Here is a 24,740-nt window from a genome sequence, read left to right on the forward strand (position 1 = left end):
AGCAGCCGGGTTTGGTCACCCGCAATCATCAAGGCGCATCAGCGCCGTTCAGCGAATCAGTCGGCGTTTTTTTGTGCGCGGCTGTCTCGTGTCATGGCGGCTGTGCGTGGGGCGCCTCCGTGCGCGCCGGTTTCCTTGATTCCCGGTTGACCAACCCGCGTACAGTCGCCACCCATTCGTTTGGTCACGTTGCGTGGCGGCTCCTGATGAATCAAGGAGAACACCATGACAAAAGGGTTACCTGATCCTCCTGCCAGTCTCACAACCGCGCCCACCTCATTCTCTACCTGTGAAAGTAGCCATCCGCCTTTGTTTTCGGTACGTCCGGGCGTCGATCTTGAAGATGCGCTCGTGCACCTGTCCACGCTGTTGCGTGGCGCCTATGCCGCCAATCTGAAGGCCACGGAGTTGGCCAGTGTAACTTGCTGCGACCTGTTGCTGGGTAATGACCATGGGCTGGAATCGGCCACGGCGGTGGTAGAGGCTTTGTTGAGTGGGTTAGAGGCTCAGCGGCGGGTACCTGACCGCTAGTTGACGACAGCGGGGTGCCTCTAGCGAGTGGCGGAGTCAATGGCCTCGCTCCGCCCTTGGTTGTTAGCAAACTCCCAGGGTTAAAGCGGTCCTGGTCGATATAAGGAGCGGCCTGGTGCCACCGGGGCGGTTGCCAGCCTTGCCTCGGCTTACTTGACCAAACCCGCAAGAGGACAATGCAACACCAACTTCGCCCCGCCTAACCGACTTTCACCAATCTCCAACCCAAACCCGTGCAAGTCCACGATCGCCGCCACGATGGACAAACCCAAGCCGAAACCCGCATGCCGATGCCCCTCGTCACTGCGATAGAACCGCTTGAGCACCGCCGTACGCTCCTGTTCCGCAATGCCAGGTCCTGTGTCCTCCACAGCCAGGTGCACGCCAGTGTCATCTTGGGAAGCTGTGATCTGCACCTGCCCACCTTCGGGCGTAAACTTGATGGCGTTGCCCACCAGGTTGGCCAGTGCCTCGAACAACAACTCGCGGTCGCCATGCAGCGCGGCCAGTTGCCCTGGTTGGTGCAAGGTCAACTGGATGCCACCGTCCTCCGCCAGTGGCAGATAGAAATCGTGCAGTTCCACCAGCAGGTCATGGGGGGCCAACTGTGTGAACCCTGCGCGGCGCTGGCGATCTTCCAGTTCGCTGATCCGCAACAGCCCGCGAAAGCGTGCCATCAGCGTATCGGTTTCACCAATGGCTTGATCCAGTGCCTCGGCCTGGGCGGTATCGGCATCGCTTTGCTGGCGTATGCGGTACAGCTGCGCGCGCAGCCGCGTGAGCGGCGTGCGCAGGTCGTGGGCGATGTTGTCACACACACCTTTTACCTCATGCATCAGGCGCTCGATGCGGTCGAGCATGGCGTTGACGATGTCTGCCAGCATGTCCAACTCATCGCGCCGTGCCGACAGCGGCAAGCGATGGGTAAGGTCGCCCGCCACGATCAGCTCGGCCTGAGCCTGTACCGCGCGGATGCGCTTGAGTGGCCGGCGCCTGAGCAGGTACCAACCTGCAAACCCCGGGATCAGCGTCAACGAAATGCCCCATAGCAAGGCGTCGAGGATGATACGTGTGACAACGAACAACGAGCCGTTGTCCCGGAACAACACCAACCAGCGGCCATCCTGCACCTTGATCGCCACCGCATCGCAGCTATGGCGCGGCATGTTCGGGTCGTCGGCGTTCAGGCAGCGCTTGAGCTCGTGGATCTTGCCGTCCAGCGCCAGCCCAGGGGGCAGGGCACGCACGCTGCCGCCCAGCGGGTTGAGTTGCGCGTCGAACAGGCCATAGGCATCGAAGCTGCGTTCTTCGAAGGCTTGGCTCGCAATCAGGGCGTCGTCCAGTTGCTTGCCGCTCATGTGCGCGAACAGGTGTTGGCGCTGCAGCATCGAATGACGGGTGAGTTTGTTCAGGTAGCTGGAAACCTCGAAGTACAGCACCCCCATGAGGATGCTGCTCCAGGCCACGAACAGGAAGCTGTAGAGCGCCAGCAGCCGGCTCGTGGAAGAACTCCAGCCCTTAGACGGGTTCAGCAATGGCATAACCGGAGCCCCGTACGGTACGGATCAACGGCGACTGGCCAGGCAGGTCGATCTTCTTGCGCAGGCGGCCGATGTGCACGTCAATGAGGTTGGTGCCTGGATCGAAGTGATACCCCCAGACCTCCTCGAAGATCATCATCCGGGTAATCACCTGACCGCTGTGCCGCATCAGGTATTCCAGCAGTTTGTACTCGGTGGGCAGCAAATTGAGCGTGTGCTCGCCGCGTCGGGCTTCATGGGTGATGAGGTCCAGCTCCAGGTCGGCCACCTGCAGGCGAGTCTGCGTCATGGGCACACTGTTACGGCGTAGCAAGACTTCGACGCGCGCTGCCATCTCGTCCGAGGCGAACGGTTTGGTCAGGTAGTCGTCGCCGCCTGCACGCAGGCCTCGGACCCGTTCATCCACGTCAGACAGCGCACTGATCATCAGGATCGGCGTGGCGATCTTGAGGTTGCGCAGGGTGGTGACGATGGTCAGCCCGTCCACCTCCGGCAGCATGCGATCAAGGGTGATCAGGTCATAGCCGCCGGCGATAGCCTTGGCCAGGCCCTCGCGACCATTGTCGGCCCAGTCAACGTCCAAGCCATGGCTGTTGAGTTCAGCGACGATTTCCTGGCCGGTGACGGCGTCGTCTTCGATGGTGAGTACGCGAGGCATGCGGGATCCCGAACATCCAGATGAAAGCCTGATTGTGCCAAAGAACGGCCAGCAGGCGATTTAAGAATAATTCATCTGGCGCCTGTTGCATGGCCTTGCTTGTTTATCGGCATGGGCAGCACATGGGCAAGCAAGTGCGACTCGGCTGTGAGAGGATAGGCCGCATCACAGCCAGGACCCGAACACAGCCTGATGAAGACACCCAAGAGAATCGAACCCCTGATCGAGGATGGCCTGGTCGACGAGGTACTGAGGCCGTTGATGAGTGGCAAGGAGGCCGCCGTGTACGTGGTGCGCTGTGGCAACCAGGTGCGCTGCGCCAAAGTGTACAAGGAAGCCAACAAGCGCAGTTTCCGCCAGGCGGCCGAGTATCAGGAAGGGCGCAAGGTGCGTAACAGCCGTCAGGCCCGGGCCATGGCCAAGGGCAGCAAGTACGGGCGCAAGGAAGCCGAGGATGCCTGGCAGAACGCCGAGGTGGCCGCGTTGTTCCGGCTGGCTGGGGCAGGCGTCAGGGTACCCAGGCCCTACGACTTCCAGGATGGCGTGCTGCTCATGGAGCTGGTAACCGATGCCGATGGCAATGCTGCGCCCCGGCTGAACGATGTTCACCTCGAGGCGGACCAGGCGCGGGATTATCACGGGTTCGTGATCAGCCAGATCGTACTGATGCTCTGCTCAGGGCTCGTCCATGGCGACCTCTCGGAGTTCAACGTACTCCTGGGTCCGGACGGGCCGGTGATCATCGACTTGCCCCAGGCAGTGGACGCTGCGGCCAACAACCATGCGTTCAGCATGCTGCAGCGCGATGTGTCGAACATGGCGCATTATTTTGGACGCTTTGCCCCTGAGCTGAAAGCCACCCGTTACGCGCAGGAAATGTGGGCCCTCTACGAAGCCGGCGAATTGCGCCCCGACAGCCCACTCACGGGGTTGTTCGCTGAAGATGAGCAGGCAGCGGACGTGGCCGGCGTCATGCGCGAGATCGACGCCGCCCGGCTGGACGATGCCCGCCGCCGCGAAGCGAGAGCCGAGGCCGAGCAAGGGCAATCGCAGGCTGAAGAGCCGACCCCGCCCTGGCTGCGCTGACACAGCCAACCTACCGGTGCGCCCACCCCATACATCAGGCCGCGCCGGCCAGGTTTCGGCCTGCGCGACGGTCATTGCCTTTGACGCAAGACAATATCTCGTCATTTGGCCTTTCCAGTGTCGCGGCTCGGGCTTAAGGTATACGCCGTTCATCTTTCTGGAGCTGTCATGTCCACTCTTTTTCCGTCCGTCCGTCCCCGCCGTCTGCGCAAGAGCCAAGCGCTGCGCAGCGTCTTTCAGGAGACCGAGTTCCGCCTCGATGATCTGATCCTGCCGATCTTCGTGGAGGAGGGTATCGATGACTTCGTGCCGATCAAGAGCATGCCTGGCGTCAATCGCATTCCCGAGAAGCTGTTGGCGCAGGAAATCGAGCGGTACGCCCGTGCCGGCATCCGTTCGGTAATGACCTTTGGGGTCTCCCACCACCTGGACGCCGTGGGCAGCGACACCTGGAATGAAAACGGCCTGGTCGCGCGCATGTCGCGGATCTGCAAGGATGCAGTGCCGGAAATGGTCGTGATGTCCGACACCTGCTTCTGCGAATACACCAGCCACGGCCACTGCGGCGTGCTGCATGACCACGGCGTGGACAACGACGCCACCTTGGCCAACCTCGGCAAGCAGGCCGTGATCGCCGCAGCGGCAGGTGCGGATTTCATCGCGCCTTCGGCGGCCATGGACGGGCAGGTTCAGGCGATACGCAGCGCGTTGGACGGCGCGGGCTTCCATGACACGGCGATCATGGCCTATTCCACCAAGTTCGCCTCTTCGTTGTATGGGCCTTTCCGCGAAGCGGGCGGTACGGCGCTCAAGGGCGACCGCAAGAGCTACCAGATGAACCCCATGAACCGCCGCGAGGCGGTGCGCGAATCACTGCTCGACGAGCAGGAAGGCGCCGACGTGCTCATGGTCAAGCCGGCCGGTGCCTATCTGGACGTGATTGCCGACATCCGTAACGCCTCGCGCCTGCCATTGGCGGCCTACCAGGTCAGCGGCGAGTACGCCATGATCAAGTTCGGTGGACTGGCTGGCGCCATCGATGAGGGCCGCGTCATGCGCGAGAGCATCGGGGCGATCAAGCGTGCGGGCGCCGACTTGATCCTGACCTACTTCGCCATGGACCTGGCGCTGGAAGGTATTTGAAAACGCGGTCGCTGGGGCTGCGCAGCCGCCCCAGCAACCCAGTGCCTCAAGGCTCGCATCCCGCCTTGTGCCTGCTTTCACAAAAAAACGCTAAGCGCTGAATTATTTAGTGTCCCTTTGTATCTGATCCCTTAGAGCAGTCACCGTCAGGGATAAATAAATGAAATCTCGCAAAAAAAGGGTTCAGCCGATTGGCCTGAAGGACATCACCATCGTCGACGACGCCAAGATGCGCAAGGCCATTACCGCCGCTGCGCTGGGCAACGCGATGGAGTGGTTCGACTTCGGCGTCTATGGCTTCGTCGCCTATGCCCTGGGCAAAGTGTTCTTCCCCAATGCCGACCCCAGCGTTCAAATGATTGCCGCGCTGGCCACCTTCTCCGTGCCGTTCCTGATCCGACCACTGGGTGGGTTGTTCTTCGGCGCGCTCGGCGACCGCTTCGGGCGACAGAAGATTCTCGCCGCCACCATCGTCATCATGTCCTTGAGCACATTCGCCATTGGCCTGATACCGTCCTATGACAGTATCGGCATATGGGCACCGATCCTGCTGTTGCTGGCCAAGATGGCCCAGGGCTTCTCGGTAGGCGGTGAGTACACCGGCGCGTCGATCTTCGTGGCCGAGTATGCACCTGATCGCAAGCGTGGTTTCCTGGGCAGCTGGTTGGACTTTGGCTCCATCGCCGGCTTCGTCCTGGGCGCCGGCGTGGTGGTGATGATCTCCACCGTGATGGGTGAAGAGAAATTCCTTGAATGGGGCTGGCGCCTGCCGTTCTTCCTGGCTTTGCCGCTGGGTATGATTGGCCTGTACTTGCGTCATGCGCTGGAGGAGACCCCAGCCTTCCAGCAGCATGTCGACAAACTGGAGCAAGGTGACCGTGAAGGCCTGGCTTCCGGGCCGAAGGTGTCGTTCAAGGAAGTGGCGACCAAGCACTGGCGTAGCCTGATCACCTGCATCGGCGTGGTGATCGCGACCAACGTCACGTACTACATGCTGCTCACCTACATGCCCAGCTACCTGTCCCACAACCTGCATTACAGCGAAGATCATGGTGTACTGATCATCATCGCGATCATGGTGGGCATGCTGTTCGTGCAGCCGATAATCGGTCTTCTGAGCGACAAGTTCGGCCGTCGCCCCTTCATCATCCTGGGTAGCGTCGGCCTTTTTGCGGCGGCAATTCCTGCCTTCATGCTGATCAACAGCGGTGTGCTGGGCTTGATCTTCGCCGGCTTGCTGCTGATGGCCGTGCTGCTGAACTTCTTCATTGGCGTGATGGCATCGACCCTGCCAGCGATGTTCCCGACGCATATCCGTTACAGCGCCTTGGCCAGTGCCTTCAACATTTCGGTGCTGATTGCAGGCCTTACCCCAACTTTGGCCGCCTGGCTGGTGGAAAGCTCCGGCAACCTGTACATGCCCGCCTACTACCTGATGGTGATTGCCGTGATTGGTTTCATCACTGGGGTGACCATGAAAGAAACGGCCAACAAGCCGTTGCGTGGCGCGGCGCCAGCAGCGTCTGACATCGACGAGGCTCGCGAGCTGCTTCAGGAGCACCACGACAATATCGAGCAGAAGATCGAAGACATCGATACCCAGATCGCTGAACTGGAAGCCAAGCGCAAGCTGCTAGTGCAGCAGCATCCCCGTATCGATTGATCAGCGGGGCATGTAGCCTCGCTGCCAGGCACGAGGGATGAACAGCGACACCAGGGTCAGCAGGCAGGTCAGCACGCAACTGCCGACCATAGCCTGCAGCCCTAGGTGTTTCTGCAACCAAGCGCCACATGCTGCTCCCAGCAGCATGCCCAGCCAAGGCACCAGTTGCACCCGCCAGCCATGGCGGCGAGCGCCCAGCATCCAGTGGCCCAGGCCACGGCCAAATCGCGAAAGGGCACCGGTAACATAGGTCAGGCCAATCGGCAGACCGTTGACCTGCTCAACCACGGCATTGATCATCCCCATCGCCAGTGTGGCGGCCAACAAGAGTATTGAGGTATCCGGCGCTGGCATCATCCCCGCAAACCCAAGCAGCACCGCTACCACCAGCAGTACGGGCCAGGCACGGCGCCGGCACTTGTGCGCCAGCACCACACCCAAGGTATTGCCAGCCACGAAGCCCAGCAGCGCGCCTGCCAGGCGCAGGATCATCGGGCCATCGACGTCGTTGATGGCGACGGCAAGGCGCGTGGTGTTGCCGCTCATGAACGAGACGAAATCGCCCAAGGCCAACAAACCGATGGCATCGGTCATCCCTGCCAGTACCGACAGGCCGGCCACCAGACCGAGCCCTACGCGGCCTCGTAACCGGTGGACACGATGGCGCCTGGAAGTAGGTGTGGCTGCGGCGGCAGGTAGCATGTGCAGTCCTCGGGTCTACCGTTGCTCGCGGGCCAGGGTATTGCGAATGGTGCGCTCCACGACATCGACCAGCACCATGGTGTGGTGGTCGACTTCGATATTGAGCAAGTCGCTTTCCTGATAACGGGTAAACGTGGTCTGGCGCAGGGTTTCTGGAATGAGGTTGACAGTGACCACGTTGTCCTCGATGTCGGCGACGGTGAGGCTGCAGCCATTGACGCCAATGAAGCCGCGGGCAAAGACGTACTTGGCCCATTCAGGCGGCATGCGGAACTTGATGTATGCACCGGTGGCAGCGATGGAGATGTCTACGATGTCTGCAGTGGTGGCGATATGGCCAGCCATGAGGTGGCCGCCCACCTCTGCGTTCATTTTCGCCGAACGCTCGATGTTCACTCCTTGGCCGGCCTGCAAGCAGCGCAGGTTAGTGCGCTCCAGCGTTGCCGTCATGGCGTCGAAGCGAACGCGTGTGCCTTCGATCTCGGTGACCGACAAGCAGGTCCCTTCAACGCTGACACTGGCACCGATCTTCAGATCGTCGAGCAGTGCCGGGGTGAGGTCGATGGTGAACTGGTTGTGGCCAGGGTGACGGGCTACATCAAGCAGAGGGCGGACGGCCTGGACGATGCCGGTGTACATTGCGTTGCTCCTGGGCACGGGTAAGTTGACTTGGGCAAACTATGCCCAGGCGCCCGCAAATGCAAGTCACCGCACCTCAGACGTGACCACTGCTGTTGACGATGCGCAGGCACAACGCCTCATAGGGGTCCAGATTAACCGTCAAGCGTCCGTCCTCGGTCAAATCGCCCTCGACCGTTTCGTTGATCATGTCCACCACAGGGCCTGGCGTGAAACCGGTCAGTTGCAGCTCCTCACTGATTTCGTCCTGGCTGAAGTTCAGGGCGGTTATCTGGATACCGCGCCCTGCAGGCAGTTCATGCACCATCACCAGCAGGCCAGGCGAGGTCACGTCGGGCACCAGCAGTTGCCGGCTAGTGGCGATGCCATATGCCTGGCGAACCGCGAGCAGCTTTCTGACCTTGCTGGCGAACGAGTCACTGCGCTCGAGTTGTTCATCAAGGCTGCCGTACAAGGCACGGGCACGCGGCATACCGCGCACTGAGGCCTGGGCTTCTGGGTCCAGACCTGCCAGATCATAACCGCCGCGGTGTATCCAACGTGTGTCGCCGTCGGTCATCCGCTCAGCCACCGCTTCGGCAGGCAAGGGCAGGGCACCCACCAGGTCCCAACCGGATATGGCCACCACACCAGGCTGCATGGCGTTGTACATCACCAGCAGCAGATGCAGCTTCTGGATCGATTCAACTTGCTCGGAGGTGATGTCATCAAGCTCCCGGATACCCAAGGCAGCGGTGATCAAGCTGGCCGTGGTGCAAGAGATGCCATTGGTGACGAACCGCAGGTTGTAAGGTGCATGCTCACCGGACAGGCGCTCGTAGATCTCCTCCCGGATATGCTCGCGCAAAATGCTGCCTGGCAAGGTCTGGCCCTTGTACAGGTACATGTCATGCGCATGCAGTGTCCAGAAATGCACCAGCTCGACCGTCAACTCATCATGGTTTTGCAACGCATGAATCAGCGAGGCTGGGTCGATGCCGAAGGCGTGCATTTCCTTGAACATCAAGCGCAGGAATTCGGTATCGCCGGTCAGCAGCGCGTGCTGATAGGCCGGTCGGGTAATGAAGTCGTAGGACAGGTCGGCCCCGCCGCTGGACATCTGGGCGATGTCATCGAGGGTGAGGTTCAGCTCCTGGAAGCTGAACCCCCCTGCCTTGCGGATCATGCCACCGATCAACTGGTTACCGACCAGCGACAAGGGGTGGCTTTCCGACCAGGCGGTGCCGCTGGCGCGGGTTTCGACACCCAGGAAACCATTGGCATCCAGGCGCAAACCACGTGCGCCCAGGCAGTCCAGGGCATGCAGGGCATCGCCTATGATCATCTGCTGCGCCGTGAAGGTCGGGTCGAGCCAGTTCAGGGAGGGTTGACCGTCCTTGAAATAATGCAGGTAAACCCACCGGCGGGTCTTGCCATCCACGCCCGTGATCGGCGCAGTGGCACTCCAGTCGGTCTCCTTGACGCCCGGCTCGAAGAAGATCACCCGTTGCAGCTGACCGACGATGTAGTGGCGTGCCTTGAGCTCGTCGCACTGGGCGGGGAGCAGGTTGACCGAATCGCGGCCCTCGGGCACGTCAGGAAGCAGCCCCCAATCCTCTTCACGGATCTCGACCATGTGGTAGAGGCCTGGGTAGGGCGCCAGCCCCAGCTCGGCCAGGCGGAAGTCGGCGCCTTTGCCGGTATGCGACGGGATCAGGTCATCGATGGTGACGGCATTGTGAGCGGCGGCCATGCGGCTCATCTGCACCAGTTCCTGCTCGGTACCGTAGAGCGGGTCGATGTCGAAGCTGATCCGGTCGAAGTTGCCGTCCACGCTCGGCGTAAGCTCGCGCCCGCTGATACCGCCGGAACGCTTGATTGGCCCGGTGTGGACACCTTGAATACCAATTTCTGACAGGCGCTTCCATAGCGCTTCATGGGCCAAAGCGCCCAGCACCGAGCAACCGTCGGGCGCGATGATCGCATCGGGGTAGACCGTCAGCCAGACCGAAGCGATTTCCGTCGCACGGCGCGGCTGGGCCAGGGCGTAGGGCTGTTGCCACAGTCGCGCTTGCCCGGAGTACAGGCTGGCGCGCTCCTGGGATGCCATTAGCATGGAGCGTTCTTCAAGCCACTTGACGTATGACGGGTCGGGTTGGGTCATCTCGCGTCCTCTTTGCGTGTCGGCACCGGCTCAGGTTATGACGGCAGGGCACGCGGAACGTTCGGCTCAACACGTAGTGCTGTTCACTTAAGATCGTTGGGGCCGTTTCACGGCCCATCGCGGCACAAGGCCGCTTCCACACTGTCCTGTGAGCCCTTTGACTCAAGCGTCACGCAGTCAGGGTGGGAGCGGCCTAGTGCCGCGATGGGTCGCGAAGCGGCCCTAAGTGAACAGCATTACGGCTCAACACGGGGTTTGTGGCAGGCGCGCTTTTCGGGCTCCGGCAGTCAACTGTTCCGCGAGGCCTTGTTGATCTGCTTGCCAGCCTGGGCTGCGACTTCCACGGCCTGGCCGTCCCGCTGCTTGCCTTGGCGTGCCAGCCCCTCGAGTTGAGGAATAAGCATCCCTTCTGGCAAGTGGCGCCAGAAGCGGCCAGGCATGTGCAGGCGCAGGGCATTGGGGTTCAGGCGGGCGGGGTTGAAGGTGTGGCGGTAGTATGTTCGCCACAATTCGGCGCCAGGGTCTTCTGCGTGCTGCGCCCATTGCCGCCAGAGCTCCGGGCATTGCCGTTGATAGTCGAAGCGGCGGCCGTCATAGCGGATGCCATCGCGTGGCGTTGCGATCAGCCACCGCAGCCGCCCCAGCCTATCGGCAAAATGCGGGCTGGCGCTTTGCAGAATGTCGTGAGCAGGTTCGTGAAAAGCGACCAGGTCCAATTGCAAGTGCTCGACCAACGCTTCAGGCAGCGGCACGAACCGCAAAAACGCATGCAGGTGATGGGCTTCGCGGCTGACTTGCTTGATGCGTCGATGCAGCTCGCTGCCCAGCCGATCACCGGCCAGCATCGCCGTGCGGTCGCCGTGAGCAACCCGCCACAGCACTTCGTACAACAGATTCCACCGCTGCTCGCCGTGATAGCGTGCCGCTTCCTCCAGTTGACCGAGCAAGGCCGCCGGCACCTTCGCCCGAAACGGGCCCGTACCGGCCGGCAGCGTGGTGGTGTCGGCCAGCATGTCGGTCATGGGCCCTTGGGACCAGGTGACTTGTGACGGATCGACGCCATGGCTCAGCAAGGCTCTGGCCTGATCCCGCCAGACGCCGAACAGGTCATCGCAATCGAGCGCTATCACCCCCAAAGCCCCATTTGGACCGGTGCCTGTGGTTCACGCAGGCGGGCACGCAGCAGGCTGCTGCGAAGGTCGGCCTGGGCAGGGCGATAATCACTGGTGACGATAAAGGGCCGGGCCTTGTCGAGCACGCAACGCAGCTGGATCAGGTCGTCATAGCGGATACGCCGCTCACGGCGCAAGGCGACCAGACGCTGCACGCTGCGCAGGCCTATGCCTGGAATACGGGCCAGCAGCGCGGGCTCTGCGCGGTTCACATCCAGCGGGAACACTTCGCGATTGGCCAGCGCCCATGCCAATTTGGGATCGATATCCAGCGCCAGGTTGCCAGTTTGTCCCAACAGCTCGCCGGCCTTGTACCCGTACCCGCGCAAGAGAAAATCGGCTTGATACAGGCGGTGTTCACGCAGCAGAGGCGGGGCGGCCAGTGGCACGCTGCCAGGGCTGTCGGGGATGGGGCTGAAGGCTGAGTAGTAGACACGTTTGAGGCCGTACCCTTGGTACAGCGATTCGGCATTGCGCAGCAGTGTGCTGTCGTCAGTACTGTCAGCCCCGACGATGACCTGGGTACTTTGACCGGCAGGGGTGAAGCGCGGGGCGCGAGGCTCGTTGGCTACCGCTTGCTGCCCTTGATGAATCACGCCCATGGCTTGACGGATGGTCGATGCTTGCTTTTCCGGTGCCAGGCGCTTGAGGCTGTCGTCGGTAGGCAGTTCGATGTTGACGCTCAAGCGATCGGCCAGACGGCCTGCTTCTTCGATCAACAGCGGATCGGCGTCCGGAATGGTCTTGAGATGGATATAGCCACGGAAGTTATGTTCTTCGCGCAGCAACCGCGCGACCCTGATCAGCTGCTCCATGGTGTAGTCAGCCGAGCGGATGATGCCCGAGCTCAAAAACAGGCCACTGATGCAGTTGCGCCGGTAGAAGTCCAGCGTCAGGCGCACCACCTCTTCAGGGCTGAACCGTGCGCGGGGCACATTGCTCGAGCGTCGGTTGACGCAGTACTGGCAGTCGTACAGGCAAAAGTTGGTAAGCAGAATCTTCAGCAGAGACACGCAGCGACCATCTGGGGTGTAGCTGTGGCAAATGCCCATGCCGTTGGTAGCGCCCAAACCGTTGCCGCCACGCGAGCTGCGCTTTGGCGCACCACTGCTGGCGCAAGATGCATCGTACTTGGCGGCATCGGCAAGAATGCCCAGTTTGGCGATCAGTTGCATGACTCTTACCTGTCGTACTGAATATTCATACAGTATTGAGGGCTAAGGTCAATTGCAAGTGCTGAACGCCGCCTGGCGAAATATCCGAGCAGATTCCTAGGTTATCCGATGAGTGGTTGATGGCGCGGGCAGCTACTGGGTTTCAGCGATCGTGAAAAACATGGTGGGGTTTGTCGATAAAAGAAGAGGGCGCCTCGAAGGCGCCCTCTTGGGTGAATCAGGCTTCAGCGTCCCACGGACGGTCGCCTTTTTCGTCCTTCACACGGGTTGGCAGGCCCATCACGTCCAGCGCCTTGAGGAACGGCTCGGCAGGCAGTTCCTCGACGTTGACCATGCGCTTGGCATCCCACTCGCCGCGAGCCACCAGCAAGGCAGCGGCTACCGGTGGTACGCCAGCGGTATACGAAATACCCTGGCTGTCCGTTTCGGCGTACGCCTCCTCGTGATCGGCCACGTTGTAGATGAACACTTCACGCGGTTGCCCGTCCTTGGTGCCCTTGACCAGGTCACCGATGCAGGTCTTGCCGGTGTAGCCAGGCGCCAGGGACGCTGGATCAGGCAGCACGGCCTTGACCACTTTCAGCGGTACCACTTCCAGGCCTTCTGCGGTCTTGACCGGCTGCTCGCTGAGCAGGCCCAGGTTTTTCAGGACCGTGAACACATTGATGTAGTGCTCGCCGAAACTCATCCAGAACCGGACGTTGGGTACGTTCAGGTTCTTGGAGATGGAGTGCACTTCATCGTGCCCGGTAAGGTACAGGTTTTGCGAACCCACCACGGGCAGGTCATCGGTACGCTTGACTTCGAACATGGTGTTGCTGGTCCACTGGCTGTTCTGCCAGCTCCACACCTGCCCGGTGAACTCGCGGAAATTGATTTCCGGGTCGAAGTTGGTGGCAAAGTACTTGCCATGCGAGCCTGCATTGACGTCGAGGATGTCGATCGAATCAATGCGGTCGAAATACTGCTGCTGCGCAAGCTTTGCGTAGCTGTTGACCACGCCCGGGTCGAAACCGACACCGAGAATGGCCGTGATGTTCTTGGCCTGGCACTCTTCGAGGTGTTTCCACTCGTAGTTTCCGTACCATGGCGGGGTTTCACAGATCTTGCCCGGCTCTTCGTGGATGGCAGTATCCAGGTAGGCAGCGCCGGTATCGATGCATGCACGCAGCACCGACATATTCAGGAATGCAGAGCCGACATTGATCACGATTTGCGATTCGGTTTCGCGGATCAATGCCTTGGTCGCCTCGACGTCGAGGGCATTGAGCGAAAAGGCCTGGATGTCGGCGGGTACCTTGAGGCTACCCTTGGCCTTGACGCTGTCGATGATGGCCTGGCATTTGGAGATGTTCCGTGACGCGATGGCAATACGACCCAGTTCGTCGTTATGCTGCGCGCACTTGTGGGCCACCACCTTGGCGACACCTCCTGCACCAATGATAAGAACGTTCTTCTTCAATTTACCTGTTGCTCCTTACAGACGAGGCCTGTCTTACGACAGGCTGGAAACGTAGTCTTCGAAACCGAACTCGCGCACCACCTCGACGCTGCCGTCGAGTTGCTTGACCACGATGGATGGCATCTTCAAACCGTTGAACCAGTTTTTCTTGACCATGGTGTAACCCGCAGCATCCACGAAGGACAGGCGGTCGCCGATCGCCAGTGGGCGTTCGAACTGGTATTCACCGAAAATATCGCCGGCCAGGCACGATTTGCCGCATACCATGTAGGTGTGCTCACCGTCGTTGGGCGCCATCTTGGCATTGAGGCGGTAGATCAGCAGGTCGAGCATGTGCGCTTCGATCGAGCTGTCGACCACGGCCAGGTGCTTACCGTTGTACAGCGTGTCCAGCACAGTCACTTCCAGCGAAGCGCTCTGGGTGATCGCGGCTTCACCTGGCTCCAGGTAAACCTGTACGCCATAGGTTTGCGAGAACGCCTTCAGACGCGCGCAGAAATCGTCCAGCGCATAGCCTTCGCCGGTGAAATGGATGCCGCCGCCCAGGCTTACCCATTTCACTTTGTGCAGCAGGTGGCCGAAACGTTCCTCGATGCGGGTCAGCATCTGGTCGAACAAGGCGAAGTCGCCGTTCTCGCAGTTGTTGTGGAACATGAACCCCGATACCTGATCGATCACGGTTTCGATCTTGGCAGGGTCCCATTCCCCTAGGCGGCTGAACGGGCGTGCCGGGTCGGCCAGCTGATAGTCCGAGCTGCTGACTTGTGGGTTGACGCGCAGACCCCGGACCTTGCCTTCGGATTGCTCTGCGAAACGTTGCAGCTGGCCGATGGAGTTGAAGATGATCTTGTCGCAGTTCTCGAGCATCTCCTGGACCTCGTCGTCGGCCCACGCCACGCTGTAGGCGTGGGTTTCGCCGGCGAACTTCTGGCGGCCGAGCTTGAGCTCGTACAGCGAAGACGACGTGGTGCCGTCCATGTACTGCTGCATCAGGTCGAACACCGACCAGGTGGCGAAGCACTTGAGCGCCAGCAGCGCTTTGGCACCCGAGTGTTCGCGCACATAGGCGATCTTCTGCATGTTGCTCAGCAGCTTGGTCTTGTCGATGAGGTAGTACGGCGTATTGATCATTTAGAGGCCCTCGGCAAGGCCGGCCAAAAAAAGGACACGCATTGTGCCTTCACTCGCCGCAGATCGAAAGGGTGCAATTGCATTTCGTCCGGGCATCGTTGCCGTGACTGAATCTTTTTGTGTTCGGCGTGCTCAGTAGAACAACGACAGATGACACTCTCAATCCTCCCGCGCAGGTTACAAGGAGAAATCGATGAGCAATACCTTCAAGAAAGGTGACAAGGTGCACTGGAATTCCGAGGCCGGGGTCATACACGGCACCGTAGAAAAAGTGCATACCAAGGACGTCGAGTTCATGGGGCGTCAGCGCCATTGCTCAAAAGAGGAGCCACAGTACGAGGTCAAGAGCGACAAGACCGGGCACATGGCCATGCACAAGGAGCAGGCATTGAAGAAGGGCTGAGAACACAGGTTATTGCGTTGGTGCTCAGTTGCCCGTGTGTATCACGGGCTTTTTTATGAGCCGTGTCTATACGTGCAGAGTGCAGCGGGGTTATGCAAGGAGCGGTTCATGACCGCTCCCGGCAGGCTGGTTCATGCCTCGAGCGCTGCACGCCATGCCTGGATCTGCGCCAAGGTAGCCGTGGCGCCCCCGCACACGACCACCAGTACATTGCGGTAGCTTGCCAGCGCGCTGGCCTCATACGCTACCGCCAAGGCGGCGGCGCAGGCGGGCTCGACCAGCAGGCGGTGATCCAGCAAAAAGCGCTCGCACGCCTCCAGGGCCTGCCGGTCACTGACCAGCAGGCTTTGCACGGGGTGTTGCTGGGTACAGCGAAACGCGTGTTCGGCTACCTGTTTCGCGCCCAGGGTGGTGGCAATCGTATCCAACCGCTCCAAGGTCACCAATTCGCCGGCTTCGATGGCGGCATGCAGGGAGGCTGCGCCATGGGTTTCCACGGCCAGGATCGGCACATCGGCCCAGCCATTACGTTGTAGCCCCTGCACGACGCCGCTCAGCAAACCCCCGCCGCCCACCGAAAGCACAACCGCATCGGGCTTGATGCCGGCTTCGGCCACCTCATCGACCAGGCTGGCATGGCCTTCCCACAGCAAAGGGTCGTCGAACGGGTGAATGAACGCGGCATCGTCACCCATCAGGCTCAGGGCCAACGCATTGGCCTCCTGCCAGGACTGCCCGTGGACGATGACCTCAGCGTGCTCAAGACGCAGCAATTCCTGGGCACGCACGGTGGTGGTCTCGGGCACGACCACGGTCACGGGAACGCCGAGCTTGCGCCCAACATAGGCGACGGCAAGCCCGGCGTTGCCGCCTGAGGAAGACACGAACCGTTTCGCGCCGCGGGCATGGTGGAACTCACAGGCGTGGGCGACGCCGCGCAGCTTGAAGGAGCCGCAGGGCTGCAATGCCTCGAGCTTGAGCCAGACAGTGCAATCGGCAGCCAGCGACAGTGGGCGTGATTCGATGAGGGGGGTACGGATGTGCAAGGTCACTGGGAGGCTCCACGCAAATGTTCGAGGTAGTTGTAGACGGTATAGCGGGTCACGCCGAGGGCGTTGGCCGCTTTCTCGACGCCGCCCTTGACGATGAACAGCCCGCGTTCCTGCATCACGCGGACCGCTTCGATCTTGGCTTGCCGGGTCATGCGGCCTTGGCCGGTGTCATGCAGCGCCGCCTGGATGATCTCGCTCATCAGCGCCTCCATGTCGGCGGGCTCTGCGGCTGCGGGCGAGGTGCCCATGGGCGCGAAGCTTTGTAGAAAGCCCATGGCAGCGTCCAGGCCAGTGACATCGGTATTGACGCAAAGGCTGGCGAAGGGGTGGCCAGCGCTGTCGCGAAAGATCGCGGTAGCGCTGCGCAGCATGCGGCCCTTGATGGCGGTCGGATAGTCGGGCAGCACAACGGGCCCACAGCCTTGCTGATCGGCCGCGGCCTTCAGCAAGGCTTGCAGGCCCTGATCCTGCTCCGGCACAGCCAGGATAGGACTGCCCACCTGCCGGCCAGAAAGGTGCCCATTGACGATGGCCACGACGGACCGCTCGGGCTGGTCCAGGTCGTGAAGCAGAATTTCGGTGTTGTGAGTGACGACACTGCCCAAGGCCTCGATAGAGGCTTTGAGCACGCTCAAGGTCAAGCGGCGTTCATCTTCGGGCAACAGGGCCATGCGAACTCTTCAAATCAACATTTTGTGCATATTTACACATAATGTTGATTTGTGCGAGTCGCTTGGCGCTCACCTGTGCTTTCAGCCCAAGGCTGGGGTGCGTGGTGGAATGATCCGTCGTGAACCCGTGGCTTCGAACGCTGCGGCATAGCTCAACAGCGCATTGTCACTGTAGGCCCGCCCCGCGAAGGTCAGGCCTACCGGCATACCAATGTCGCTCATCACGCCCATGGGCACGGTGACCGTGGGCACGCCCAGGTGGCGTATGGCCAGGTTGCCGTTGGCCACCCACACGCCATTGCTCCAGGCAATGTCAGCCGACGCCGGGTTCACATCAGCATCGGCAGGCCCTACATCGGCCACAGTAGGGAACAGCACGGCATCCAGCCCAAGGGTTTGCATCCAGTCTTCCAGGTCGATCTTGCGGGTCTGTTCAAGGCCACGCAGGCCGTCAGGCAGGGTCTCGATCTGATCCCACGTCTTCAGGCCGCGCTTGGCCATGGTGACGTACTCGTCCATGCCAGCGGCCAGATCATCCTCACGGTTAGGCAAAGTGCCGGGGTCGTGTGGGAAGATTTGCGGGCCGTCCACATCCGCCAGCCGATTGAGATTCGGATCGTCGTTGGCACGCAGGAAATCGTCGAACGCCCAGCCGGAGAGTTCCCACAGCTCATCGTGCAAGAATGCCTTGCTGACGATGCCACGGTTGTAGACGGTGGGGGCGCCGGGGCGGTCGCCTTCGCAGTTGGAGACCAGCGGGAAGTCGACTTCCACAACCTGCGCACCGGCCTTTTCCAAGGCTTGGCGAGCGTGCTGCCAGAGCGTCATGACGCTTGCCCGCGTCTGGATACGCTGGCCAGTGGGGCCGCCGATACCCGGCTTTTCCGACGTGCCCGCATGCTCATCGGCGTTGATGTACATGCGCGGTACGCCAAACTTTTTGCCTTGCAGGGCGGCGGTGCCCGCTGCCAGGTCGAGGTAGCTGGCTGGGCGTACCTGCGAGGGCTTCGGGATCGACACCCAAGGCTGCAGCCGCCACAGGTCGCCCCGGGTATCAGGGTCATCGGCCACGACCACGTCGAGAATTTCCAGCAGGTCATGCATGGTGCGGGCGAATGGCACGACCACATCCATCGTCGGCGTGAGGGGCCAGTTACCCCTTACCGAAATGACCCCGCGTGAGGGTGTGTAGGCGCACAGGCCATTGTTCGACGCAGGGCCGCGGCCGCTGGACCAGGTTTCCTCGGCCAGACCAAAAGCGCTGAAGCTCGCAGCTGTCGCGGTACCGGCACCGTTGGAAGAGCCTGAAGCGAAGGGCGCGGTCAGGTATGCCGCATTGTAGGGGCTCTCGGCGCGGCCATAGACGCCGCGCTGCATGCCACCGTTGGCCATGGGTGGCATGTTGGTCTTGCCCAGGCAGATGGCCCCGGCCCCGCGCAGCCGTTCGATGGTGAAGGCGTCGCGCTGGGCTACCAGATGCTTAAAGGCCGGGCTGCCGGACGCTGCGGTCAGGCCTTTTACCAGGTAGCTGTCCTTGGCGGTGTAGGGTATCCCGTCCAATGGCCCGAGCACCTCTCCACGGGCCCGGCGGGCGTCGGAGGCCTCGGCCTCGGCCAGTGCATCAGGATTGCGGACTACCACGGCATTGAGGGCGGTGTCGGTGTCGGCGCCATCATAGGCGTCTATGCGGGCCAGGTAGGCCTTGACCAGTTCGACCGCCGTCGTGCGGCCCGACTCGAGCGCGCTGCGCAGCTCGGCGATGGAAACCTCGGTTACCTCGATCATGCGTTCACCAGAAAATGCAGGTTGGGCTAATGCGGTAATGCTGTTCATCCAGGATCGTTGGGACCGCTGCGCGGCCCATCGCGGCACAAGGCCGCTCCTACAATGACCGCGTGACGGCTGAGTTGACAGGCTCACAGCGCTTTGTAGGAGCGGTCTTGTGCCGCGATGGGCCGTGAAACGGCCCTAAGTGAACGGCATTAGGCTAATGCGGGGAGTGTACAAGAAGGTTAAAGCGTGCGCAGGTGTGCGCACGGGCAAACGGGTGCATGCATGCGGGCATTGAGCCAGGACGCTTCGTTGACGCCTGGGCGGCCCCGCAATCAGGGCCGCCCGACATCAGCGGGCCGTTCAGTCCAGGTCCGCTGCCGAATGCCGCTCCGGTACCTGGCTGGATTCATCTCCCCAGGTCCGGTTGACCCGCGTGCCCCGCTGCACGGCGGGCCGTGCAGCGATCGCCTGGGCCCAGCGCTGAACATTGGGGTATTCGTGAACCGCGAGAAACTCAGCAGCGTTGTAGAGGTTGCCCAGCACCAGCTGGCCGTACCATGACCACACGGCTATGTCGGCGATGCTGTAATGGCCGCCGGCAAGGTAGGTGGTCTCGCTCAAACGGCGGTCGAGCACGTCCAGCTGGCGCTTGGCTTCCATGGTGAAGCGATTGATCGCGTACTCGATCTTTTCAGGGGCATAGACGTAGAAGTGTCCGAACCCACCACCCAAGTACGGCGCCGCGCCCATTTGCCAGAACAGCCAGTTCAGGGCTTCGGTGCGCTCGGCGGCCGTTTGCGGGAGCAGGGCATCGAACTTCTCGGCCAGGTACAGCAGGATGGAGCCTGATTCGAATACCCGCACCGGCGGCTCGACGCTGCGGTCAAGCAATGCGGGGATCTTCGAGTTGGGGTTGACCTGTACGAATCCGCTGGAGAACTGGTCACCCTCGCCAATTCTGATCAGCCAGGCATCGTATTCAGCGCCGGCATGGCCAAGTTCCAGCAGCTCTTCCAGGGCGATGGTGACCTTGACGCCATTGGGTGTCGCCAGCGAATAAAGCTGCAGCGGTTGCTCGCCCACTGGCAGGTCCTTGTCATGGGTAGGCCCGGCGACCGGCCGGTTGATACTGGCGAAGTGGCCCCCCGAGGCCGCTTCGTTGCGCCATACCTTCGGGGGTTGGTAAGCGGGTGTGCTCATGCTCGGCTCTCCACGATTGCGAATGATCGACGACGTCTGATTGACCTGCCTATATGCCACGGGTTCGATGACGCGCACAAACACAAAACGGATCTGCCATGGCGCAGCCGATGTTTCATCGGTTTTTCATTTTTGACGGGAGGGCAGCGATTAAGCTCAAGCTATCCAGTGGCAGATGCGCAGAGCCCCCATGATCCTTTCTCGTTGCTTGCTGGCACTGGCCATGGTCGTTGGCCCGATGGGCGCCGCTGATGCTGCGCCCTGGGTGGCAGGGCTGCATCACATGACCCTGACCGACCCGGTAGACAACCGCCCGATGCAAGCCTTGGCGTTCTATCCCGCCAAGGGGCATACCCGCGCCAGCCACATCGACGGTTACGCGCTGGAGGTGGCTGAAGAGGCGCCTGTGGCCCAAGGGCGTTTTCCGTTGCTCGTGCTCTCGCATGGCAACACCGGTAGCCCACTGGCCTTGCACTATTTGGCAACCTCACTGGCCAAGCAAGGGTATGTAGTGGTGGCCGTGGTCCACCCAGGCGACAATGCCCGCGACCCCAGCCGGCTGGGCACCCTGAGCAATCTGTACGGTCGGCCGCTGCAAGTCAGCGCCGCTATCACCGCAGCGCGCAGCGATGCACTGCTTGGGCCTCGGCTCAATGGCGGGAAAGTCGGATTGATTGGCTATTCGGCTGGCGGCGAAACTGCCTTGATCCTGGCCGGCGCGCGCCCTGACCTTGATCGCCTGCGTGCGTATTGCCTCGAGCGACCGGATGATCACGATGCCTGCAAAACCCACGGTGTATTGATTGCCGACCGCAGCGAACTTTCGCCACAGGCAGACTCACGCGTCGGCGCAGTGATGCTGATGGCGCCGCTGAGCCTGCTGTTCGGACGCCACGCCCTGGTCGATGTGCACCTGCCGGTGCTCATCTACAGCGGCGACAAGGACCAGCTCGTGGCGGTGGATCGCAACGCCCAGGCCCTGGCTCGCAAGTTACCCCTCACACCTGACTACCGCCTGCTGGCAGGGGCCGGTCATTTCGTATTCATGGCGCATTGCGACGCCGAGCAGGCCCTGCGCATGCCGGCGCTGTGCAAGGATGCCGAGGGTGTGGACCGCCGGCACATCCATCGTTCGCTGCAACGCGAGACGGCTGCGTTCTTCGAGCAGACGCTCGATGCGCCGCAGCCTCAGAGGCGTTCAGCGATTACGCTGAATCAGGCCACCACGCCCTGACTGCGCAGGTATTCGTCGTAGGTGCCGCTGAAGTCCACCACGCCATCGGCTGACAGCTCGATGATGCGGGTCGCAAGCGAGGAGACGAATTCACGGTCGTGGCTGACGAAGAGCAAGGTGCCTGGATAGTTTTCCAGTGCCAGGTTCAACGCTTCGATCGATTCCATGTCCAGGTGGTTGGTCGGTTCGTCCATGACCAACACGTTGGGCTTTTGCAGAATCAGCTTGCCGAACAGCATGCGGCCCTGTTCGCCACCGGAGATGACCTTGACCGACTTGAGGATTTCATCGTTGGAGAACAGCATGCGCCCCAGCGTGCCGCGGATCACCTGCTCACCCGATGTCCACTGGCCCATCCAGTCGAACAGGGTCATGTCGTCTTCGAAATCATGGGCGTGGTCCTGGGCGTAGTAGCCCACTTCCGCGCTGTCGGTCCATTTGACTTCGCCCTTGTCCGGGGTCATCTCGCCCACGAGCGTACGCAGCAAGGTGGTCTTGCCGATGCCGTTGGGCCCGATGATCGCGACGCGCTCTCCGGCTTCGACGGTGAAGCCGAGGTCCTTGAACAGCACCTTGTCGTCGAAGGCCTTGGCCATTTTTTCGACCGTCACAGCCTGGCGGTGCAGTTTCTTGGTCTGCTCGAAGCGGATGAACGGGCTGACCCGGCTCGACGGCTTGACCTCGGCCAGCTGGATCTTGTCGATCTGCTTGGCCCGCGAGGTGGCTTGCTTGGCCTTGGAGGCGTTGGCCGAGAAGCGGCTGACGAAGGTTTGCAGTTCGGCGATCTGGGCTTTCTTTTTGGCGTTGTCCGACAGCAACTGCTCGCGGGCCTGGGTGGCGGCAGTCATGTACTCGTCGTAGTTGCCGGGGAACAGGCGCAGCTCACCGTAGTCCAGGTCAGCCATGTGGGTGCACACGCTGTTGAGGAAGTGGCGGTCGTGGGAAATGATCACCATGGTGCTGTTACGCGCGGTGAGCACGGTTTCCAACCAGCGGATGGTATTGATGTCCAGGTGGTTGGTTGGCTCGTCGAGCAGCAGTACGTCCGGGTCGGAGAACAACGCCTGGGCCAGCAGCACGCGCAGTTTCCAGCCTGGCGCCACTTCGCTCATGGGGCCGAAATGCTGCTCCAGCGGAATACCCAGGCCCAGCAGCAATTCGCCTGCGCGGGACTCGGCGGTGTAGCCGTCCATTTCGGCGAACTCCGTTTCCAGCTCGGCGACCGCCATACCGTCTTCTTCGGACATTTCAGGCAGCGAATAGATACGGTCACGCTCGGCCTTGACCTTCCAGAGATGGCCGTGGCCCATGATCACGGTATCGATCACGGTGAATTCTTCGTAGGCGAACTGGTCCTGGCGCAGCTTGCCCAGGCGTGTGTTCGGCTCGAGCATCACCTGGCCGCCAGAAGGCTCCAGGTCGCCGCCCAGGATCTTCATGAAGGTCGACTTGCCGCAGCCGTTGGCGCCGATCAGGCCATAGCGGTTGCCGTTGTTGAATTTGACCGAAACGTTTTCGAACAGCGGCTTGGAGCCGAATTGCATGGTGATGTTGGCGGTAGAGATCAAAGGGCTAACCTATCAGTCACTTACGGGGCTGGATCTCAACCTGATACCGATTTGATACCAATTTTGAGTTTTTCCAGCTCGCTCCAGTCGGAGCTTGAGTTAAGCCAACGAGCATAGGTGGATAGCAGCATTTGAACGCTGTGACCCAGCTGTTGGGCGATAAATGCGGGATTCAGACCAGACATTGAGCATATTGTCGCATACGTGTGGCGGCAGTTATATGGGGGGCGACGTCGAATCCCAAGCTCACTGAGCACCTGTACCCACTGCTTATGCAGGTCAGAGGTCTGCTTGACATACTCGGCGCTCTTGGAAGGCGGGAAAACAAACGGCGTTACGGCCACCGCTCCTTTGCCATTCCTGCGGCGATCGGCGTATTGCCTGGCGAACTGGGTAGCACGCAATGCCCGATCGTTCAGCAGCACAAAACGGTCCATTCCTGTCTTCGTTTTCTCCTCGACCTTGCCCAAAGCGACTGTCCTTCGGACGTGCGTCCTGAGAACCAGGATCGCATAGCCCCACAGCAGATCCGGGGGCGGCGCGCGCTGGATGACATCAAGGCTGGCAGTATTCAGCAAGCGATCGCCAAATGCTCGAACATCTGGACGAGCTTCCCCAGGAACACCTATGGGCAAAACCCGCACCGCCTAGACAAGCTGCTGGGGCGGTGGGTAGAGCTGGGCGGGACCGTGGCATGAGCCCCTGGGTTGGCTTGGCGGCTGCCGTGGTCTTGGTGGCCAGCCACTGGGGCGCCTACGAGCACGGCCGGAGTGTAGAGCAGGCGCAGGCTGGCCAAGTGTCGGCCAAGCGCGATAGCGGCGTTCGTCTTGCCGAGGTGATCGGTGAGCGTGACGCTCGTCAGCAGCAACGTCAAGGCGCGCGGGCGCAGGAGGAGGCGAGAGCCACTGCCCATGATCAAAGAGTTGTCGCGGCTGCCGGTGGTGCTAGCGCTGACGCTGCTGGCCAGCGGCTGCGCAGCGACGCAGCCCAGTTCGCTGCCGCCGTCGTCACGAAAGGGGCGTAGATGGCCTGGATCGCCGCAGCGTCATCGGGCCGGGCTTGTCTGACTTCAATGCACATGTATGCCTCAGATTGAGCGCTGATTTACTCGGACGGAAAGCTGCTCGGCGCTTTCTTTGCGTTCCGAATACCGATCCACCAGAAACTGCTGGCGATCACGTAACAACAGGGTGAATTTGACCAGTTCTTCCATGACGTCCACCACGCGATCGTAGTACGCAGACGGCTTCATGCGGCCCACATCGTCGAACTCCTGATAGGCCTTTGGGAGCGACGACTGGTTGGGGATCGTGAACATGCGCATCCAGCGGCCCAGCACCCGCAGCTGGTTGACTACGTTGAATGACTGCGAGCCGCCGCAGACCTGCATTACCGCCAGTGTCTTGCCCTGGGTGGGGCGCACGGCCCCAAGCGCGAGGGGAACCCAGTCGATTTGGGCTTTGAACACGGCGGACATTGCCCCGTGACGCTCCGGCGAGCACCAGACCTGGCCTTCCGACCACTGCACCAGGTCACGCAGCTCCTGCACCTTGGGATGCTCCACCGGCACGTCGTCAGGTAGCGGCAGACCAGAGGGGTTAAAGATGCGCGTCTCTGCGCCGAAGTGCTCAAGCAGGCGCGCTGCTTCTTCCACCAGTAGGCGGCTGAAGGAGCGCTCGCGGGTCGATCCGTATAGTAAAAGGATGCGCGGCTTGTGCTCGCTGATAGAGGTTGTCGCTGTCGGTAGGTCAAACAGCGAGAGATCGAGATTAGGCAGTTGATCGGACATGCTT

Annotated in this window: 22 protein-coding genes and 2 pseudogenes; 8 read left to right on the forward strand and 16 right to left on the reverse strand. The window is 61.3% G+C overall.

The window, feature by feature from the left end:
• The first annotated feature begins 225 nt into the window (after positions 1–225).
• The gene (locus tag ACF8R3_RS15600) at positions 226–531 is read left to right on the forward strand and encodes a DUF3077 domain-containing protein (RefSeq protein WP_392515856.1); all 306 of its coding nucleotides are present in this window, start codon (positions 226–228) and stop codon (positions 529–531) included.
• 149 nt (positions 532–680) lie between these two features.
• Here the strand turns inward: ACF8R3_RS15600 and ACF8R3_RS15605 are convergent, their stop codons facing one another.
• A complete protein-coding gene (locus ACF8R3_RS15605; protein WP_167339426.1) occupies positions 681–2,072 on the reverse strand; it encodes a HAMP domain-containing sensor histidine kinase in 1,392 nt (463 codons plus the stop codon).
• The gene (locus ACF8R3_RS15610) at positions 2,050–2,730 is read right to left on the reverse strand and encodes a response regulator transcription factor (RefSeq protein WP_058605448.1); all 681 of its coding nucleotides are present in this window, start codon (positions 2,728–2,730) and stop codon (positions 2,050–2,052) included. Before ACF8R3_RS15610 ends, ACF8R3_RS15605 begins: the two co-directional genes overlap by 23 nt.
• Positions 2,731–2,922: 192 nt before the next feature.
• Here ACF8R3_RS15610 and ACF8R3_RS15615 point away from each other — a divergent pair, with 192 nt between their 5' ends.
• From ACF8R3_RS15615 to proP, 3 genes are all read left to right on the forward strand, one after another.
• The gene (locus tag ACF8R3_RS15615) at positions 2,923–3,816 is read left to right on the forward strand and encodes a PA4780 family RIO1-like protein kinase (RefSeq protein ID WP_197844070.1); all 894 of its coding nucleotides are present in this window, start codon (positions 2,923–2,925) and stop codon (positions 3,814–3,816) included.
• A 168-nt stretch (positions 3,817–3,984) separates the two neighbouring features.
• Positions 3,985–4,959: a porphobilinogen synthase gene (gene hemB / locus ACF8R3_RS15620; RefSeq protein WP_027916474.1), complete on the forward strand. Its 975-nt coding sequence runs from the start codon at positions 3,985–3,987 to the stop codon at positions 4,957–4,959.
• Positions 4,960–5,119: 160 nt separating this feature from the next.
• Positions 5,120–6,622 carry a glycine betaine/L-proline transporter ProP gene (gene proP, locus ACF8R3_RS15625; RefSeq protein WP_058638281.1) on the forward strand — a complete coding sequence of 501 codons (1,503 nt, stop codon included), beginning with the start codon at positions 5,120–5,122 and terminating at the stop codon, positions 6,620–6,622.
• Here proP and ACF8R3_RS15630 read toward each other — a convergent pair whose 3' ends face one another.
• From ACF8R3_RS15630 to ACF8R3_RS15660, 7 genes are all read right to left on the reverse strand, one after another.
• Complete coding sequence (locus ACF8R3_RS15630) at positions 6,623–7,324, reverse strand: YoaK family protein (RefSeq protein ID WP_196185489.1); 702 nt, start codon at positions 7,322–7,324, stop codon at positions 6,623–6,625.
• 15 nt (positions 7,325–7,339) lie between these two features.
• Positions 7,340–7,963, reverse strand: coding sequence for a riboflavin synthase subunit alpha (locus ACF8R3_RS15635; protein ID WP_392515857.1), 624 nt, complete (start codon positions 7,961–7,963; stop codon positions 7,340–7,342).
• A 76-nt stretch (positions 7,964–8,039) separates the two neighbouring features.
• Entirely contained in the window at positions 8,040–10,106 is a 2,067-nt protein-coding gene (gene treS / locus ACF8R3_RS15640; RefSeq protein WP_392515858.1) for a maltose alpha-D-glucosyltransferase, read from the reverse strand.
• Between the two features lie 287 nt (positions 10,107–10,393).
• Positions 10,394–11,242, reverse strand: coding sequence for a TIGR03915 family putative DNA repair protein (locus tag ACF8R3_RS15645; protein ID WP_392515859.1), 849 nt, complete (start codon positions 11,240–11,242; stop codon positions 10,394–10,396).
• Positions 11,233–12,453, reverse strand: a complete 1,221-nt coding sequence (locus ACF8R3_RS15650) for a putative DNA modification/repair radical SAM protein (protein WP_023533877.1) — start codon at positions 12,451–12,453, stop codon at positions 11,233–11,235. Before ACF8R3_RS15650 ends, ACF8R3_RS15645 begins: the two co-directional genes overlap by 10 nt.
• Positions 12,454–12,670: 217 nt before the next feature.
• A complete protein-coding gene (locus tag ACF8R3_RS15655) occupies positions 12,671–13,915 on the reverse strand; it encodes a saccharopine dehydrogenase family protein (protein ID WP_058638276.1) in 1,245 nt (414 codons plus the stop codon).
• 33 nt (positions 13,916–13,948) lie between these two features.
• Positions 13,949–15,046 carry a carboxynorspermidine decarboxylase gene (locus tag ACF8R3_RS15660; protein WP_058605458.1) on the reverse strand — a complete coding sequence of 366 codons (1,098 nt, stop codon included), beginning with the start codon at positions 15,044–15,046 and terminating at the stop codon, positions 13,949–13,951.
• Between the two features lie 193 nt (positions 15,047–15,239).
• On the opposite strand from ACF8R3_RS15660, the gene ACF8R3_RS15665 reads away from it, so the two are divergent.
• Positions 15,240–15,449 (forward strand): DUF2945 domain-containing protein, encoded by a 210-nt coding sequence (locus tag ACF8R3_RS15665; RefSeq protein ID WP_078478562.1) that lies wholly within the window; start codon positions 15,240–15,242, stop codon positions 15,447–15,449.
• A gap of 131 nt (positions 15,450–15,580) precedes the next feature.
• On the opposite strand, the gene ACF8R3_RS15670 is transcribed toward ACF8R3_RS15665, so the two are convergent.
• From ACF8R3_RS15670 to yghU, 4 genes are all read right to left on the reverse strand, one after another.
• A complete protein-coding gene (locus ACF8R3_RS15670; RefSeq protein WP_078478563.1) occupies positions 15,581–16,501 on the reverse strand; it encodes a pyridoxal-phosphate dependent enzyme in 921 nt (306 codons plus the stop codon).
• Complete coding sequence (locus tag ACF8R3_RS15675) at positions 16,498–17,172, reverse strand: transcriptional regulator (protein ID WP_392515860.1); 675 nt, start codon at positions 17,170–17,172, stop codon at positions 16,498–16,500. The genes ACF8R3_RS15670 and ACF8R3_RS15675 overlap by 4 nt, the downstream gene beginning before the upstream one ends.
• A gap of 81 nt (positions 17,173–17,253) precedes the next feature.
• On the reverse strand, positions 17,254–18,957 hold the full coding sequence (locus ACF8R3_RS15680) for an amidase (protein ID WP_392515861.1): 1,704 nt from the start codon (positions 18,955–18,957) through the stop codon (positions 17,254–17,256).
• A gap of 348 nt (positions 18,958–19,305) precedes the next feature.
• Positions 19,306–20,145 carry a glutathione-dependent disulfide-bond oxidoreductase gene (yghU, locus tag ACF8R3_RS15685; RefSeq protein ID WP_058604069.1) on the reverse strand — a complete coding sequence of 280 codons (840 nt, stop codon included), beginning with the start codon at positions 20,143–20,145 and terminating at the stop codon, positions 19,306–19,308.
• 190 nt (positions 20,146–20,335) lie between these two features.
• Between yghU and ACF8R3_RS15690 the strand changes: the two genes are divergently transcribed.
• Positions 20,336–21,379: a dienelactone hydrolase gene (locus ACF8R3_RS15690; protein ID WP_145256015.1), complete on the forward strand. Its 1,044-nt coding sequence runs from the start codon at positions 20,336–20,338 to the stop codon at positions 21,377–21,379.
• Here the strand turns inward: ACF8R3_RS15690 and ACF8R3_RS15695 are convergent.
• A complete protein-coding gene (locus ACF8R3_RS15695; protein ID WP_023533837.1) occupies positions 21,361–22,947 on the reverse strand; it encodes an ABC-F family ATPase in 1,587 nt (528 codons plus the stop codon). The two genes, ACF8R3_RS15690 and ACF8R3_RS15695, sit on opposite strands and share 19 nt — an antisense overlap.
• 35 nt (positions 22,948–22,982) lie before the next feature.
• Positions 22,983–23,438: pseudogene (locus tag ACF8R3_RS15700) on the reverse strand (tyrosine-type recombinase/integrase); the annotation flags it as partial.
• A 3-nt stretch (positions 23,439–23,441) separates the two neighbouring features.
• Here ACF8R3_RS15700 and ACF8R3_RS15705 point away from each other — a divergent pair.
• Positions 23,442–23,645: pseudogene (locus ACF8R3_RS15705) on the forward strand (glycoside hydrolase); the annotation flags it as partial.
• Positions 23,642–23,971 (forward strand): DUF2514 family protein, encoded by a 330-nt coding sequence (locus ACF8R3_RS15710; RefSeq protein ID WP_392515862.1) that lies wholly within the window; start codon positions 23,642–23,644, stop codon positions 23,969–23,971. The pseudogene ACF8R3_RS15705 and the gene ACF8R3_RS15710, both read left to right, overlap by 4 nt.
• 63 nt (positions 23,972–24,034) lie before the next feature.
• Here ACF8R3_RS15710 and arsH read toward each other — a convergent pair whose 3' ends face one another.
• Complete coding sequence (gene arsH, locus ACF8R3_RS15715) at positions 24,035–24,736, reverse strand: arsenical resistance protein ArsH (protein ID WP_058638269.1); 702 nt, start codon at positions 24,734–24,736, stop codon at positions 24,035–24,037.
• Between the last annotated feature and the right edge of the window lie 4 nt (positions 24,737–24,740).

It is taken from the genome of Pseudomonas sp. FYR_7 (assembly GCF_043106155.1).
GTDB lineage: Bacteria > Pseudomonadota > Gammaproteobacteria > Pseudomonadales > Pseudomonadaceae > Aquipseudomonas > Aquipseudomonas parafulva_B.

Coding starts and splice junctions, on each gene's coding strand:
- ACF8R3_RS15600 (WP_392515856.1), top strand. CDS start 226: ATGACAAAAGGGTTACCTGATCCTCCTGCCAGTCTCACAACCGCGCCC.
- ACF8R3_RS15605 (WP_167339426.1), bottom strand. CDS start 2,072: ATGCCATTGCTGAACCCGTCTAAGGGCTGGAGTTCTTCCACGAGCCGG.
- ACF8R3_RS15610 (WP_058605448.1), bottom strand. CDS start 2,730: ATGCCTCGCGTACTCACCATCGAAGACGACGCCGTCACCGGCCAGGAA.
- ACF8R3_RS15615 (WP_197844070.1), top strand. CDS start 2,923: ATGAAGACACCCAAGAGAATCGAACCCCTGATCGAGGATGGCCTGGTC.
- hemB (WP_027916474.1), top strand. CDS start 3,985: ATGTCCACTCTTTTTCCGTCCGTCCGTCCCCGCCGTCTGCGCAAGAGC.
- proP (WP_058638281.1), top strand. CDS start 5,120: ATGAAATCTCGCAAAAAAAGGGTTCAGCCGATTGGCCTGAAGGACATC.
- ACF8R3_RS15630 (WP_196185489.1), bottom strand. CDS start 7,324: ATGCTACCTGCCGCCGCAGCCACACCTACTTCCAGGCGCCATCGTGTC.
- ACF8R3_RS15635 (WP_392515857.1), bottom strand. CDS start 7,963: ATGTACACCGGCATCGTCCAGGCCGTCCGCCCTCTGCTTGATGTAGCC.
- treS (WP_392515858.1), bottom strand. CDS start 10,106: ATGACCCAACCCGACCCGTCATACGTCAAGTGGCTTGAAGAACGCTCC.
- ACF8R3_RS15650 (WP_023533877.1), bottom strand. CDS start 12,453: ATGCAACTGATCGCCAAACTGGGCATTCTTGCCGATGCCGCCAAGTAC.
- ACF8R3_RS15660 (WP_058605458.1), bottom strand. CDS start 15,046: ATGATCAATACGCCGTACTACCTCATCGACAAGACCAAGCTGCTGAGC.
- ACF8R3_RS15665 (WP_078478562.1), top strand. CDS start 15,240: ATGAGCAATACCTTCAAGAAAGGTGACAAGGTGCACTGGAATTCCGAG.
- ACF8R3_RS15675 (WP_392515860.1), bottom strand. CDS start 17,172: ATGGCCCTGTTGCCCGAAGATGAACGCCGCTTGACCTTGAGCGTGCTC.
- ACF8R3_RS15680 (WP_392515861.1), bottom strand. CDS start 18,957: ATGATCGAGGTAACCGAGGTTTCCATCGCCGAGCTGCGCAGCGCGCTC.
- yghU (WP_058604069.1), bottom strand. CDS start 20,145: ATGAGCACACCCGCTTACCAACCCCCGAAGGTATGGCGCAACGAAGCG.
- ACF8R3_RS15690 (WP_145256015.1), top strand. CDS start 20,336: ATGATCCTTTCTCGTTGCTTGCTGGCACTGGCCATGGTCGTTGGCCCG.
- ACF8R3_RS15710 (WP_392515862.1), top strand. CDS start 23,642: ATGAGCCCCTGGGTTGGCTTGGCGGCTGCCGTGGTCTTGGTGGCCAGC.
- arsH (WP_058638269.1), bottom strand. CDS start 24,736: ATGTCCGATCAACTGCCTAATCTCGATCTCTCGCTGTTTGACCTACCG.